General features: G+C 60.6%; 14 protein-coding genes. 9 read left to right on the top strand and 5 right to left on the bottom strand.

Annotation, left to right across the window (positions count from 1 at the left end):
- The first annotated feature begins 51 nt into the window (after positions 1–51).
- Both PMI01S_RS31680 and PMI01S_RS11310 read left to right on the top strand, forming a co-directional pair.
- Positions 52–228 (top strand): hypothetical protein, encoded by a 177-nt coding sequence (locus PMI01S_RS31680; protein ID WP_008031437.1) that lies wholly within the window; start codon positions 52–54, stop codon positions 226–228.
- A gap of 78 nt (positions 229–306) precedes the next feature.
- The gene (locus PMI01S_RS11310; protein ID WP_084319928.1) at positions 307–2,463 is read left to right on the top strand and encodes a mechanosensitive ion channel family protein; all 2,157 of its coding nucleotides are present in this window, start codon (positions 307–309) and stop codon (positions 2,461–2,463) included.
- 196 nt (positions 2,464–2,659) lie between these two features.
- Here the strand turns inward: PMI01S_RS11310 and PMI01S_RS11305 are convergent, their stop codons facing one another.
- Positions 2,660–4,333 carry a DEAD/DEAH box helicase gene (locus PMI01S_RS11305; RefSeq protein ID WP_084319926.1) on the bottom strand — a complete coding sequence of 558 codons (1,674 nt, stop codon included), beginning with the start codon at positions 4,331–4,333 and terminating at the stop codon, positions 2,660–2,662.
- Between the two features lie 420 nt (positions 4,334–4,753).
- Here PMI01S_RS11305 and PMI01S_RS11295 point away from each other — a divergent pair, with 420 nt between their 5' ends.
- Positions 4,754–5,545 carry a crotonase/enoyl-CoA hydratase family protein gene (locus tag PMI01S_RS11295; protein WP_084319924.1) on the top strand — a complete coding sequence of 264 codons (792 nt, stop codon included), beginning with the start codon at positions 4,754–4,756 and terminating at the stop codon, positions 5,543–5,545.
- 111 nt (positions 5,546–5,656) lie between these two features.
- Here the strand turns inward: PMI01S_RS11295 and PMI01S_RS11290 are convergent, their stop codons facing one another.
- Positions 5,657–6,412, bottom strand: a complete 756-nt coding sequence (locus tag PMI01S_RS11290) for a spermidine synthase (RefSeq protein ID WP_084319922.1) — start codon at positions 6,410–6,412, stop codon at positions 5,657–5,659.
- 149 nt (positions 6,413–6,561) lie between these two features.
- On the opposite strand from PMI01S_RS11290, the gene PMI01S_RS11285 reads away from it, so the two are divergent.
- On the top strand, positions 6,562–7,908 hold the full coding sequence (locus PMI01S_RS11285) for a class II 3-deoxy-7-phosphoheptulonate synthase (protein ID WP_084319920.1): 1,347 nt from the start codon (positions 6,562–6,564) through the stop codon (positions 7,906–7,908).
- 104 nt (positions 7,909–8,012) lie between these two features.
- On the opposite strand, the gene PMI01S_RS11280 is transcribed toward PMI01S_RS11285, so the two are convergent.
- Complete coding sequence (locus PMI01S_RS11280) at positions 8,013–9,242, bottom strand: winged helix-turn-helix domain-containing protein (RefSeq protein ID WP_084319918.1); 1,230 nt, start codon at positions 9,240–9,242, stop codon at positions 8,013–8,015.
- 64 nt (positions 9,243–9,306) lie between these two features.
- A complete protein-coding gene (locus PMI01S_RS11275) occupies positions 9,307–9,522 on the bottom strand; it encodes a DUF1127 domain-containing protein (protein ID WP_084319916.1) in 216 nt (71 codons plus the stop codon).
- Between the two features lie 96 nt (positions 9,523–9,618).
- On the opposite strand from PMI01S_RS11275, the gene PMI01S_RS11270 reads away from it, so the two are divergent.
- The gene (locus PMI01S_RS11270; RefSeq protein ID WP_084319914.1) at positions 9,619–10,473 is read left to right on the top strand and encodes a LysR substrate-binding domain-containing protein; all 855 of its coding nucleotides are present in this window, start codon (positions 9,619–9,621) and stop codon (positions 10,471–10,473) included.
- On the opposite strand, the gene PMI01S_RS11265 is transcribed toward PMI01S_RS11270, so the two are convergent.
- Positions 10,463–11,212: a sulfite exporter TauE/SafE family protein gene (locus tag PMI01S_RS11265; RefSeq protein WP_084319912.1), complete on the bottom strand. Its 750-nt coding sequence runs from the start codon at positions 11,210–11,212 to the stop codon at positions 10,463–10,465. The two genes, PMI01S_RS11270 and PMI01S_RS11265, sit on opposite strands and share 11 nt — an antisense overlap.
- 111 nt (positions 11,213–11,323) lie before the next feature.
- Here PMI01S_RS11265 and PMI01S_RS11260 point away from each other — a divergent pair, with 111 nt between their 5' ends.
- The 4 genes from PMI01S_RS11260 to PMI01S_RS11245 all read left to right on the top strand — a co-directional run bounded on the left by PMI01S_RS11260 (position 11,324) and on the right by PMI01S_RS11245 (position 14,662).
- Positions 11,324–12,280, top strand: coding sequence for a LysR family transcriptional regulator (locus PMI01S_RS11260; protein ID WP_084319910.1), 957 nt, complete (start codon positions 11,324–11,326; stop codon positions 12,278–12,280).
- A gap of 69 nt (positions 12,281–12,349) precedes the next feature.
- Entirely contained in the window at positions 12,350–12,811 is a 462-nt protein-coding gene (locus PMI01S_RS11255) for a MarR family winged helix-turn-helix transcriptional regulator (protein WP_084319909.1), read from the top strand.
- A 382-nt stretch (positions 12,812–13,193) separates the two neighbouring features.
- Positions 13,194–13,613: an organic hydroperoxide resistance protein gene (locus PMI01S_RS11250; protein WP_084319907.1), complete on the top strand. Its 420-nt coding sequence runs from the start codon at positions 13,194–13,196 to the stop codon at positions 13,611–13,613.
- Positions 13,614–13,645: 32 nt separating this feature from the next.
- Positions 13,646–14,662 carry an alpha/beta hydrolase gene (locus PMI01S_RS11245; protein ID WP_084319905.1) on the top strand — a complete coding sequence of 339 codons (1,017 nt, stop codon included), beginning with the start codon at positions 13,646–13,648 and terminating at the stop codon, positions 14,660–14,662.
- Positions 14,663–14,668 lie beyond the last annotated feature (6 nt).

Here is a 14,668-nt window from a genome sequence, read left to right as displayed (position 1 = left end):
TGAGTGAAAACCGCTAGAATTAAATTATCCCTTCCGACAAGGCAGTCGCCCATGATCTCAATGTCTTCATTCCACGCCATGCTGATCCCGATTCTTGCCGGGATGATCCTGCTGGCCATCGGCTTCAATTTCCGCGACAAGAATGCCGGCGTGTTCGCGATGTGGATCGGCATGCTGACCATCCTCGCCACCGTCGTCTTCAAGATCCTCGCCAAACTCAACGAATAAATCCCTCCCCTTGGCTCGCATTGATTTTGGCGGGCTCGTACACTCGGTCGATCTGCTCTTTTCAAGGTTGACCGCCTAGTGTTCGTTCGTCTTTTTGCCCTGCCCTGTTTTTTCCTCGTCTGCCTCATGGCGCTGCTGCCGATCATGCCCGCCCAGGCCGCCGGCCTGCCAAGCCTGCTCAACGGCTCCGCGAAAACCCAGCCAGAAGCGCAGGAGCCTTTGGGGCAATCCCTCGACGAAGTCATCAAATCGCTGGAGAACGATCAACAACGCAGCAAGTTGCTGGCCGACCTGAAGAAGCTGCGCGACGCCACCAAAAAAGCCCAGCCGGCCACCGAAGAAGGCGTACTCGGCCTGATTGGCGGCACGCTGGCCAATTTCGAAAAACAGTTCTCCGGCGCCGACAGCCCGCTCACGCGCTGGTCCGAAGAATTCAATCTGGCCAAAGACGAACTGATAGCGCTAGCGTTGCCGGCCAATGAATGGCTGCCGATGATTTTTGCCTTCGCCATGATTCTGATGGTCTGGAGCCTGCTGGCCGCCGCGCTGATCTGGCTCGGCCATCGGGTGCGGATGCGCTTCGGCCTGACCGAGGAATTGCCGCAACACCCCAAGGCCCTCGACATGCTGCGTTTCGCCCTGCGCAAACTCGGCCCTTGGCTGATTGCGTTGGTCATCACGGTGTACATGAGTTATGCCTTGCCCTCGTCGCTGGGCAAAAGCCTGGCCATGGTGCTGGCCTACGCGCTGGTGGTCGGCACGTGTTTTTCGGCGATCTGCGTGATCGCCTTTTCCCTGCTCGACGGCCCGCACCGTCACCGCGCGTTATACATCCTGCGGCACCAGGCCTTTCGGCCGCTGTGGCTGATCGGCAGTTTCGCCGCCTTCGGTGAGGCCCTGAGCGATCCGCGGCTGGTGACCAGCCTCGGCAGCCACCTGGCGCACACTGCAGCCACCATCGCGAACGTGCTGGCGGCACTGTCCACCGGCCTGTTCATCCTGCGCTTCCGTCGCCCCATCGCCCATTTGATCCGCAACCAGCCACTGTCCCGACGTCTGACCCGCCGAGCCCTCAGCGACACCATCGATATTCTCGGGACCTTCTGGTTCGTGCCGGCGCTGGTACTGGTGGCCATCTCACTGTTCGCCACCTTCGTCTCGGCCGGCGACACCAGCACCGCACTGCGTCAGTCGCTGATCTGCACCGTGCTGCTGGTGTTGTGCATGGTCATCAATGGGCTGGTGCGTCGCCATGCGCTGAAACCGCAACGCGGCGTGAAGCGTCATGCGTTGTATTCCGAACGCCTGAAAAGCTTCTTCTATACCCTCGCCCATTTGCTGGTGTGGCTGGCGTTCATCGAACTCGGCCTGCGCGTCTGGGGCATGTCGTTGATTGCGTTCACCGAAGGCGAAGGCCATGAAGTCAGCGTCAAACTGTTCAGCCTCGGTGGCACGCTGATCTTTGCCTGGCTGATCTGGATTCTCAGCGACACCGCGGTGCACCACGCCCTCACCCGCTCACGCAAAGGCCTGGCCAATGCGCGCGCGCAGACGATGATGCCGCTGATTCGCAACGTGCTGTTCGTGGCGATCTTCATCGTGGCGCTGATCGTCGCCCTGGCCAACATGGGCATGAACGTCACGCCGCTGCTGGCCGGTGCCGGCGTGATCGGTCTGGCCATCGGTTTCGGTGCACAGTCACTGGTCGCCGACCTGATCACCGGGCTGTTCATCATTATCGAAGACTCCCTGGCCATCGACGACTACGTGGATGTCGGCGGTCACCTCGGCACTGTCGAAGGCCTGACCATTCGCACCGTGCGCCTGCGAGACATCGACGGCATCGTCCACACGATTCCGTTCAGCGAGATCAAAAGCATCAAGAACTACTCACGGGAGTTCGGCTACGCAATCTTCCGCGTGGCGATCCCCTCGAACATGGACATCGATAACGCGATCAAACTGATGCGCGATGTCGGCCAGAAGATGCGCACCGATCCGCTGCAGCGGCGCAATATCTGGTCGCCGCTGGAGATTCAAGGGGTGGAGAGTTTCGAGTCGGGCAACGCAATTCTGCGGGCGCGCTTCAAGACTGCGCCGATCAAGCAGTGGGAAGTTTCTCGTGCGTTCAACCTGTCGCTGAAACGGCATCTGGATGAAGCGGGGCTGGATCTGGCGACGCCGCGGATGAGCGTGCAAGTGGTCACAGCGGGTGGCGGCCCGGCAACCGAATAACCTCATGTAGGAGCCGGCTTGCTGGCGATGGAAGCACAGGCAACGCGCTTATCCAGACCGCAAACGTCATCGTTCACGTCCATCGCCAGCAAGCCGGCTCCTACAGGGGTCGTCGCCGAACACCAAATCGCAGGCAAAAAAAATCCCCGAACCAGTCGGGGATTTTTTATGTTCGATCAATCAGCCCGAAAGCGGATCAATCTTCGCGATAGCGACGCAGCTTCAACTGCTTACCGGCAACGCGAGTGTCCTTCAGTTTGGTCAGGAGTTTTTCCAGACCATCTTCCGGCAGCTCGACGAGGCTGAAGCTGTCACGCACCTGGATGCGACCGATCGCTTCACGTGCCAGGCCACCTTCGTTGAGGATGGCGCCCAGCAGGTTCTTGGCAGCGATACCGTCACGCGCGCCCAGCGCGGTACGGCAACGGGCACGACCTTCGGCCAATGGAACCGGAGCGCGACGCTCACGATCACCACGGTCCGGACGATCACCGGTACGCTCTGGACGATCGCCACGCGGTGCGTTGTTCGGCACCAGTGGACGTTCTTTCTCGATCGCAGCCAGGGTCAACGCCTGAGCGTTGGTGGCCTTGCGCAGCAGAGCGGCAGCCAGTGCACGCGGGGTGCAACCGATGTCGGCGGTCAGGCGATCCAGCAGATCACCGTGAGTCGACTCGGCGTCGCCAACCAACGGCGACAGGCTGTTGGTCAGTTTCTTGATGCGGGCATCGAGAACAGCCTGAGCGTCCGGCAGGCGGACTTCGGCAACTTTCTGACCGGTTACACGCTCGATCACTTGCAGCATGCGGCGCTCACGCGGAGTCACCAGCAGCAGTGCACGACCTTCGCGACCGGCACGGCCGGTACGACCGATACGGTGAACGTAGGACTCTGGGTCGTACGGCATGTCAACGTTGAATACGTGAGTGATGCGCGGAACGTCCAGGCCACGAGCAGCAACGTCGGTCGCCACAACGATGTCCAGACGGCCATCCTTGAGGGAGTCGATCACGCGCTCACGCTGGTTCTGGGCAATGTCACCGTTCAGCGCAGCGGCTTTGTAGCCTTTGGCTTCCAGGGCGCTGGCCAGGTCCAGGGTCGCTTGCTTGGTGCGCACGAACATGATCAGGGCGTCGAAGTCTTCGACTTCCAGCAGGCTCAATACAGCCGAGGTCTTCTGGTCAGCGTGAACCAACAGGTGAGCCTGTTCGATCGCGGTAACGGTCTGAGTCTTGGTCTGGATCTTCACGTGTTGCGGATCGCGCAGGTGGCGTTCGGCAATGGCACGGATCGACTGTGGCAGGGTGGCCGAGAACAGTACGGTCTGACGGGTTGCTGGCAGAGCCTTGAAGATGACTTCCAGGTCGTCCATGAAGCCCAGCTTGAGCATTTCGTCAGCTTCGTCGAGAACCAGGTGGTTCACGGTCGACAGGACTTTTTCGTCGCGACGCAGGTGGTCGCACAGACGGCCCGGGGTGGCGACAACGATCTGTGCGCCGTTACGGATTGCTTTCAGTTGTGGGCCCATAGGCGCGCCGCCGTAAACGGCCACAACGGTAACGCCCGGCATTTGCTTGGCGTAGGTTTCGAAAGCGGTTGCTACTTGCAGCGCCAACTCACGGGTTGGCGCCAGGATCAGGGCTTGCGGCTCGCGCTTGGCAGGATCGATGCAATGCAGAATAGGCAGGGCGAACGCAGCGGTTTTACCCGTACCGGTTTGCGCCTGACCAATCATGTCGTGACCGGCCATGATGATCGGGATCGATTGCTGCTGAATAGCCGAAGGCTCTTCGTAGCCAGTCGCGATGACGGCTGCAAGAATATTCGGATTAAGATTAAAAGCGGCGAAGCCGCCGGTTTCCTGGGTCATGGGTCTGCCTCTAAGTGCATCCGCAAAGACCCATGCTCCAAAGCTGCGCATGCCGTGTAAGACTCAAGAGTCGCCCTGGCTGCTTTGTCGGCGGGGATTTGCGAAAACGAATGAATGAAAAAGATTCGTCAAGGGAGAGTCCGCTGTGCGGACGTGCAGCCGAAGCTGACTTCGGGGAATTGCGCTACCTAAACGCGGCCCGGTTAAAGGCCGGCGCGCACTATACCGGAATTCGCCCAAAAAGGGAGCATTATTTGTCGGAAATCTGACGCATACACCGTTATGTCACAGGCTTTGCAGATAATCGTGCAGCGGTCTATTTTTCAAAGGCCCGGCCCTGCTGGCGATGGCGCTAAAACGCTTCACCCTTGTGACGCAGCCTTGCGCTCTCAAACTCCTTCCCGCCCGAGGAATTGCCTGATGAATCAACCCGTTACCAGCCGTGTGACCTGCGAACGGCGCGGCCATGTCTTGTTGATCGGCCTGGATCGGGTGGCCAAGCGCAACGCCTTCGATCTCGACTTGCTCAATGCCCTCAGCCTGGCCTACGGCGAATTCGAGGCCGACGGCGAGGCGCGGGTGGCGGTGGTGTTCGGCCATGGCGAGCATTTCACTGCCGGGCTCGACCTGGTCAATGCCAGCGCAGCGCTGGCCGAAGGCTGGCAAGCGCCGCCCGGAGGCTGCGATCCGTGGGGCGTGTTCGCAGGCCCGCGCGTCAGCAAACCGGTGATCGTCGCCGCGCAAGGTTACTGCCTGACCATCGGCATCGAGCTGATGCTGGCTGCCGACATCAACCTGTGTGCCAGCAACACCCGGTTCGCCCAGAAAGAAGTGCAGCGCGGGATCTTCCCGTTTGGCGGCGCGACGCTGCGCCTGCATCAGGTTGCAGGCTGGGGCAATGCCATGCGCTGGCTGCTGACGGGCGATGAGTTCGATGCCCACGATGCGCTGCACCTGGGCCTGGTGCAGGAAGTCATGGCCAGCGAGGATTTGTTGCCGCGGGCGATAGAACTGGCTGAGCGAATTGCCCGGCAGGCACCGATGGGGGTTCAGGCGACGTTGATGTCGGCGCGACAGGCACGTTACGAAGGGGAAACCGCCGCGGCGCAGGGATTGCCGGCGCTGGTGAAGAAGTTGTTGGCGAGTGAGGATGCGAAGGAAGGTGTGCGGTCGATGCTGGAAAAGCGACCGGGCGTGTTCAAAGGGGTCTGAGATTTGTAGTGATTTTGAGGGTCCCTTCGCGAGCAAGCCCGCTCCCACAGGAGAACGCATTCCAAATGTGGGAGCGGGCTTGCTCGCGAAGGGGCCATCACTGGCGACACATCAAGTCGCCGGGCGAATCGCCTTGATCAACGACTGCAACGAATAACCCAACCGCGGCGCCAACGCTTCGGCCCGCGCCACCAACCCGTCCATGTCCAAGTCCTGATCCAGTTCCGAAGGCACGATCAGAATCACATTGCCCTCCTTCACCGGCAGCTCCCAGTAGTGCCGATGATAAAGCCCGCGCAACAACGCCGCGCCCAACGGTTTGCCATCGTCGGTGGCCCACTGATTGATCACCAGCCACCCCCCCGGATTCAGGCGTTTCTGACAGTTTTCCAGAAAACTCCAGGCCAGGTGCCCGACGCCCGGCCCGACATCGGTATAGAGGTCGACGAAAATCAGGTCGGCAGATTCAGCGGTATCGAGCAATTCCAGCGCGTCGCCAACCCGGATGTACAGCCGAGGATCGTCATCCAGCCCAAGGTATTCGATGGCCAGGCGCGGCACGTCGGGGCGCAGTTCGATGGCCTCGACATCTTCCAGCGGCAGGAATTTCAGACACGCCTGGGTCAGCGTGCCGGCGCCCAGGCCGAGGAACAGCGCGCTTTCCGGTTGCTCGTGGCACAACGCACCGATCAGCATCGCCCGGGTGTAATCGTATTCGAGCCAGCTCGGATCCGCGGTGAATACACAGCTCTGTTCGATGGCATCACCGAACTCGAGAAAACGGTAATCGGCCACTTCCAGCACACGAATCACGCCGAACTCGTCCTGTACCTCGGCGAGCAGATGCTCGACGCGCTCCTCAGTCATTTCGTCTCCTGATCGTTACCGGGCCCGGCAACGTAGTACACCGCCACATGACGCGGCAAAAGCGCGATTGTCCGCGAAGCGACGGGAACAGGTCACGCACTAATTTGCTGATAACATGAACGCCCGAGCGAAAAACAACCGAGACCGTGATGAGCCAATCCTGGAGCCCTGACAGCTGGCGCGCCCTGCCGATCCAGCAACAACCTGTTTATCCCGACGCCGCGCATTTGCTGCACGTCGAGCAAACCCTGGCCAGCTATCCGCCGCTGGTGTTTGCCGGTGAAGCCCGGGAGTTGCGCCGTCAGTTCGCTGAAGTGACCCAGGGTCGCGCGTTTCTGCTGCAGGGCGGCGACTGCGCCGAAAGCTTCGCAGAATTCTCCGCCGCAAAAATCCGCGACACCTTCAAAGTGCTGCTGCAAATGGCAATCGTCATGACCTTCGCGGCCGGTTGCCCGGTGGTCAAGGTCGGGCGCATGGCCGGCCAGTTCGCCAAGCCGCGCTCGGCCAACGACGAAACCATCGACGGCGTGACCCTGCCGGCCTACCGCGGCGACATCGTCAACGGCATCGGTTTCGATGAAAAAAGTCGAGTGCCGGACCCGGAACGCCTGCTGCAGTCCTACCACCAGTCCACCGCCACCCTGAACCTGCTGCGCGCCTTCGCCCAGGGCGGTTTTGCCGACCTGCATCAGGTGCACAAGTGGAACCTGGACTTCATCGCCAACTCGGCGCTGGCAGAGAAATACAGCCACCTCGCCGACCGCATCGATGAAACGTTGGCGTTCATGCGCGCCTGCGGCATGGACAGTTCGCCGCAATTGCGCGAAACCAGTTTCTTCACCGCCCACGAAGCGCTGCTGCTGAACTACGAAGAAGCCTTCGTGCGTCGCGACAGCCTGACCAACGATTACTACGACTGCTCGGCGCACATGCTGTGGATCGGCGACCGCACCCGTCAGCTGGACGGTGCTCACGTCGAATTCCTGCGCGGGGTGAACAACCCGATCGGGGTCAAGGTCGGCCCGAGCATGAACCCCGAAGACCTGATCCGCCTGATCGACGTGCTCAACCCGGACAACGATCCGGGGCGCTTGAACCTGATCGCGCGGATGGGCGCGAACAAGGTTGGCGATCACTTGCCGGCGCTGATCCGCGCAGTGCAGCGCGAAGGCAAGCAAGTGCTCTGGAGTTCCGACCCGATGCACGGCAACACCATCAAGGCCAGCAGCGGTTACAAGACCCGTGACTTTGCGCAGATTCTTGGCGAGGTGAAGCAGTTCTTCCAGGTTCACCAAGCGGAAGGCAGTTATGCCGGTGGCATCCATATCGAGATGACCGGGCAGAATGTCACCGAGTGCATTGGTGGTGCGCGGCCGATTACCGAGGATGGCTTGTCGGACCGGTATCACACCCATTGTGATCCGCGGATGAATGCTGATCAGTCGCTGGAATTGGCGTTCCTCATTGCTGAAACCCTGAAGCAAGTCCGACGGTAAACCGCGTCGCTCCCATCGCGAGCAAGCCCGCTCCCACATTTGACCGTGTTGTCCCGACGGACGCGGTCAAATGCGGGGGCGGGCTTGCTCGCGATGAGGCCCGTTCAGACGACATCGATATTGGCCAATGCCACCCGCAACCGCGCCGCACTCGCCCGCGGACAATTCAACTGAACCCGCGCCAACCCCAACCAATCCGCCATCCGCCGCAAATTCACCGCCAACGCCAGCATCCCCTCCTCGTCCAGCCCCGGCTCCTCCTCATGCACGGCATGCACCGCGAGCCGCCCCAACGCCCGTTCGGCCCGCAAATCCACCCGCGCGGCAATCCGTTCGTTGTGTAAAAACGGCAGCACGTAATACCCGTAGATGCGTTTGTCCGGCGGCGTGTAGATCTCCAGCCGATAGCGAAAATCGAACAGGCGCTCGGTACGGCTGCGCTCCCAGATCAGCGAATCGAAGGGTGACAGCAAGGCACTGGCCTGGGCCCTGCGCGGCACTTTCGGCTCGGGCAGACAAAACGCCGGTTGCCGCCAACCCTGAACCTCGCAAGTCTGCAACTCACCCGCCTCCACCAGTTCCGCCAGACGCGGACGCGCATCGCCGGGGCTCATTCGAAAGTAGTCTCGCAGGTCCTTCTCCGTCGCCACCCCCAAGGCATTGGCGGCATGCAGCAGCAGCCCGCGCTGCGCCTCGTCTTCCAAGAGCGACGGCTGCTGCAGAATCGCGGAGGGAATAACCCGCTCCGGTAGATCATAAAGCCGCTCGAATCCACGCCGTCCGGCCACGGTCACCTCACCGGCGGCGAACAGCCATTCCAGCGCATGCTTTTCCGCACTCCAGTCCCACCACGGCCCTGCCCGCTCCTGGCGGGTCGACAGACTCCCGGCACCCAGCGCGCCGAGCTCCTGAACCGAGGCCAGCACTCGGCGAATGGTGTCCTGCTGCTCACGCCCGAAACGCGCCAGTTGCTGATAGATATCTTCACCACGGGTCGCACGCTGCATGCGCCAGCGCATCAACGGGTACATCGACAGGGGTAGCAACGAGGCTTCATGGCCCCAGTATTCGAACAGCGTGCGTCGACGGCCCGAACTCCAGGCAGCCTGGTCGAGCAAGTCGGATGAGTAGTTGCCGAGGCGGGAAAACAAGGGAAGGTAGTGCGAGCGCACCAACGCATTGACCGAATCGATCTGCAGAATGCCCAGCCGCTCGATCAGGCGATTGAGCTGAAGCGCCTTGATCGCCGCCGGCGACTGGCGCCCATTGAACCCTTGGGCGGCCAGCGCCAGGCGTCGAGCCTGTTTGATGGAAAAGGACAGCGTTGCGGGCATGAGCATCTCCTTGTCTGCTCGCAACCTACCTCACCGGAAGACGGTTTGTGTAGTTGTGGGTCACTCATTTGTGCATCGGGTCATCCCAGAATGGGCGGATGCTTTCGTGCTCGACATCCGCACGACTGAGCCCGATGTCCTTCAGCGCTTCGTCGCTCATGCCCGCCAACAACTCGCGTTCACGGTGCAATTCATACCAGCGACTGATTTTGTGCAACAAATCGGATACCACGTGGATGGAATGTTTTTCTACCTCGACATAACCTTTTTGACCTTTCATCTTGTTGCCCTCCGTTTGGGATGGCTCAAGTGTCTCGCCGGGGCTAAGATCAATCCAACGAATGTTTCTTATGAAACACATCTCGGAGATTGATGTATGTCCGCCTTCCCAAGTATCGACACCGAAGTGCTGCGCACCTTTGTCGCCATTGCCGACCAAGGCGGTTTCACCCGCGCCGGGGAACTGGTCAACCGCACGCAATCCGCCGTAAGCATGCAAATGAAACGGCTGGAAGAGGATGTGTTGCAGCGCCAACTGTTTCAACGCGACGGCCGACAGGTGCGGTTGACGGCTGAAGGACAGGTCCTGCTGGGCTACGCGCGGCGCATCCTCAAGTTGCATAGCGAAGTGTTCAACACGCTGCGCGAGCCGCACATGGTCGGCATGGTGCGCATCGGCACCCCGGACGATTATGTGATGCGTTTTCTGCCGGGGATTCTGCGCCGGTTTGCCCAGTCGTATCCGCTGATCCAGATCGAAGTCCACTGCGAATCTTCAAAACAATTGCTGCTGCGTCAGGACCTGGACCTGACGATCGTGACCCGAGAACCGGGCAGCGAGATCGGCCAGTTGTTGCGCAAGGAGCGTTTTGTCTGGGCCGAAGCGCAATGTTTCAGTGCCCATGAGCAAACGCCGCTGCCGCTGGCGATGTTCAACAGCGATTGCTTCTGCCGTTTGTGGGCGTGCAATGCCCTCGATGCCATGGGCCGCGATTATCGCGTGGCCTACAACAGCGACAGCCTGTCGGCGATCATGGCGGTAGTCAGCGCCGGCCTGGCGGTGACCGCACAACTGGAAAGCCTGGTCACCCCGGACATGCGCATTCTCGGTGAAGCCGAAGACCTGCCAGTGTTGCCGGAGGCAAGCATCATGCTGCTGCGCAACCTGCACAACCCATCGCCGATCACTGAATGCCTGGCCGAACACATCGTCGAAGGGTTCAAACTTTAAAGGCGAGCATCACCGCGCACAGCACCAGGAAGCCACAGAACAGCCCGCGCAGCAGCCGCTCCGGCATGGCGTGGGCGATCTTCACGCCCCAACTGATGCTCATCAAACCGCCGACGGCCAACGGCACGCCGATCATCCAGTCCACTTGATGATGCACGGCATAAGTCACCAACGTGACGCCCGTGCTGGGTAACGCCAGCGCCAGCGACAAACCTTGGGCCACCACCTGGCTGGTGCCGAACAGGCTGGTCAGCACTGGCGTTGCCACCACCGCCCCGCCCACGCCAAACAATCCGCCCATGGTCCCGGAAGCCGCGCCGAGTACGCCCAACCATGGCCATGAGTAATTCATCTGCGAACTGACCGGCGCACTGGCGTAGAACATTCGCATCAGGTTGTAGGCCGACAGTGCGATCAGGAACGCAACAAACCCAACGCGCATGGTTTGCGCATCAATGCCCACTGCCCAGATCGAACCGATCCACGCAAAGCAAAAACCCATCGACGCCAGTGGCAGCGCGTGACGCAATTCAATTTTATTGCGCTGGTGATAGCGCCACAAAGCCAGCATCACGTTCGGCACCACCATGACCAGCGCAGTGCCTTGGGCAATCTGCTGATCGAGACCGAACAACACGCCGAGCAAGGGAATGGCGATCAGCCCGCCGCCAATGCCAAACAGACCGCCCAGGGTTCCCAGGGCGGCGCCGAATACCAGGTACATCAAAAACTCAATCACGGCCGATTTCCTATTGTCTCAGGCGATCCATCCTACGCAGTCGGCGCTGGCGGGGAAACGCACAGCAACGCACAATGGCTATGCCAACTTCGCACAAGCACTGACGACACCATGAACCCCAATCAATTGACCGACCAACTGGGTCTGTTCCTCGATGTACTGGAAACCGGCAGTTTCTCTGGCGCATCCCGCCGTCATCCGCTGACCCCCTCGGCCGTGGCGCGGCGCATCGACAGCCTGGAAAACGCCGTCGGCAGCCAGTTGTTTATCCGCAGTACCCATGCGGTGCGTGCGACGCCGGCCGGATTGGCATTTGCCGAGCGCGCGCGGCGGATTGTGGCGGAGCTGCAACTGGCGCGGGCCGAAGCGGTGTCCCTGAGCAGCGCGCCGGAGGGCTTGATCCGGATCGACGCGCCCGCCGCGTTCGGCCGGCGGCATCTGGCGCCGGTGATCGCTGATTTTCTGATGCTCTACCCCGGTCTCGACGTGCAATTGCACCTGATCGACAGTTTTGTCGACATGCAGGGTTTGAACCTGGGCAAGGTCGATCTGGTACTGCGTGCCGGGCAAATGGCTGACACCCGCCTGGTGGCCACGCCGCTGGCGAGCATTGTGCGCATTGCCTGCGCCAGCCCCGACTATCTGAAGCGTCGCGGCGTACCGTCCGACCCGTCGCAGTTGATTGAGCACGACGGCCTCGACTGGGATGGCCTCGCCCCGCCCTTCGCCTGGCGTTTCGAGCGGGATGGGCAAATGCACCTGCACCGTCCATCGCGCATCCGCATGAGTGCGAACAATGCCGAAGCGCTGGTCTGCGGCGCGCTGGCCGGCTTGGGTGTCGCGCACTTGCCGACCTGGCTGGCCAGCGAATACTTGCTGCGAGGCGAGTTGCTGCCGCTGTTTTGCGAAAACGGCCTGCCTCAAGCGGAAACCACCGGCATCTATGCCTTGCGCCTGGAGCAGCAACCCAATTCCCGCAGTCGTTTGCTGCTGGAATACCTGAAAACACGCTTCAGCCCCATTCCGCCATGGGACTTGGCCCTGCAAACCAACCTGGACCGGCACTAGTCCAGAATTGTCTGGCGCATTAAAGATTCGCCCGCTAGATTTATAACGATCACTGATCAAGGCTTCGAAATGAACACCGAGCGCAACCTCTCCGATAACTGCGACGCCCTGCTGCTGGATAATCAGGCCTGCTTCGCCCTGCATTCCACCTCGCTGCTGATGACCAAGGTCTACAAGCCGCTGTTGCAAGCACTGGGCCTGACCTATCCGCAATACCTGGCGATGATGGTGTTGTGGGAACAGGACGGTTTGACCGTAGGCGAAATCAGCACGCGCCTGCTGACCGATCCTGGCTCACTGACGCCACTGCTCAAACGCCTGGAAGCCGAAGGCTTGCTCAGCCGCACCCGCAGCCGCGAAGACGAACGGGTGGTGATTGTCGAACTCACCGAACAGGGCCGCGCCTTGCGGGACAAGGCTCGCGGAGTTCCCCAGTGCATCCTCGGCGCCAGCGGGATGTCGCTGGAGAGACTGCAGAAACTGCAGGCAGAGCTGCAAGTGCTGCGCAGCAATCTGCAAAACAGCCTCTGATCCCAACCCACCACAAATTCCCCTGTGGGAGCGGCGGTGCGACGATTCGACTTGCTCGCGAATGCGGTGTGAGATTCAGCAGATGTGTTGACTGACACATCGCATTCGCGAGCAAGCCCGCTCCCACATTTGGTTTGCAGTGACCTCGGGAGTCCTGTTCACCCGCCCTCACCCCGAAAAAAATTCACCGTCGAAAAACCCCGCCTGAACCGCTCTAAATCAATAGTCTTGCCTGCAATCACTCTCTCACTCCTTCACCCTCGCCAAACTTTTTTTAAAATTTATCTTGCGCGCTAAATATCAGCGCGCTACATTTGGCTCGCACTTACTTAGCGCGCAAACATTTAGCGCAAAACAAACAAATCCAAACGAGGCTCACACCATGCAAACTCTCTACACCGCAATCGCAACCTCCACTGGCGGCCGTGATGGTCGTGCGGTTTCCAGCGACAACATCCTCGACGTCAAACTTGCTACCCCGAAAGAGCTCGGTGGTGCTGGCGGCGCTGCCACCAACCCTGAACAACTGTTCGCTGCCGGTTACTCGGCCTGCTTCATTGGCGCGCTGAAATTCGTCGCCAGCCAGACCAAACGAAGCATCCCGGTCGACGCCTCGATCACCGCCCATGTCGGCATCGGTCAGATTCCTGGTGGTTTCGGCCTGGACATCGACCTGCACGTCAGCCTGCCTGGTCTGGAACAAGCCGATGCGCAATCCCTGGTCGACGCCGCCCACCAGGTCTGCCCTTACTCCAACGCCACCCGTGGCAACGTCGATGTGCGCCTGCACGTTACCGTCTAACTGCTGACTCCACGACCGAACAGGAAACGAACATGAACACTTTCAGCAAAGTCTTGACCGGTACCCTTCTCGCCCTGTCCATCCACAGTGCATTCGCGGGCGATGGGGTTGAGCACAACACCCAGGCGTTCCTCGATGTGCTGAATGCCGGCACCGGCAAACCGATGGAACAGCTTTCACCGAAAGATGCCCGGGCCATTCTGGTCGGCGCGCAAGCCGGGGTGAAATTGACGCTGCCAAAAGCGGACGTCAGCCAGAAGACCATTCAAGTCGACGGCCAACCGATCAGCCTGACCATCGTCCGTCCGGCCGGGGTCAAAGGCGAGCTGCCGGTGTTCATGTTCTTCCACGGCGGTGGTTGGGTGCTGGGGGATTTCCCGACTCACGAGCGGTTGGTTCGGGATCTGGTCACGGGCTCGGGTGCAGCGGCGGTGTTCGTCAATTACACCCCGTCGCCGGAAGCGCATTACCCGGTGGCAATCAACCAGGCTTACGCCGCGACCAAATGGGTGGCTGAGCACGGTAAAGAAATCAACGTCGACGGCAAGCGTCTGGCCGTGGCCGGTAACAGCGTCGGCGGCAACATGGCGGCCGTGGTTGCACTGATGGCCAAGGACAAAGGCACCCCGGCGATCAAATTCCAGGTGCTGCTGTGGCCGGTGACGGATGCAAACTTTGAAACGGCGTCTTACAACCAGTTTGCCGAGGGGCACTTCCTCACCAAAAACATGATGAAGTGGTTCTGGGACAACTACACCACCGATGCCAAGCAACGTAACGAGATCTACGCTTCGCCACTGCGAGCGACCACTGCCCAGCTCAAAGGCTTGCCACCTGCGTTGGTGCAAACGGCCGGCGCCGATGTGCTGCGCGATGAAGGTGAGGCGTACGCCCGCAAACTCGACGAGGCCGGTGTGCCGGTGACGGCGGTTCGCTACAACGGCATGATTCACGATTACGGTTTGCTGAATGTGGTGAGCCAGGTGCCAGCGGTGCGCTCGGCGATGTTGCAGGCGTCTGAAGAGCTCAAGCAACACCTGAAGAAATAACACCTC

Source organism: Pseudomonas migulae NBRC 103157 (assembly GCF_002091715.1).
Lineage (GTDB): Bacteria > Pseudomonadota > Gammaproteobacteria > Pseudomonadales > Pseudomonadaceae > Aquipseudomonas > Aquipseudomonas migulae_A.
Note: the sequence above shows the minus strand (reverse complement) of the source record. Positions and strands in the feature narration are given on the sequence as shown.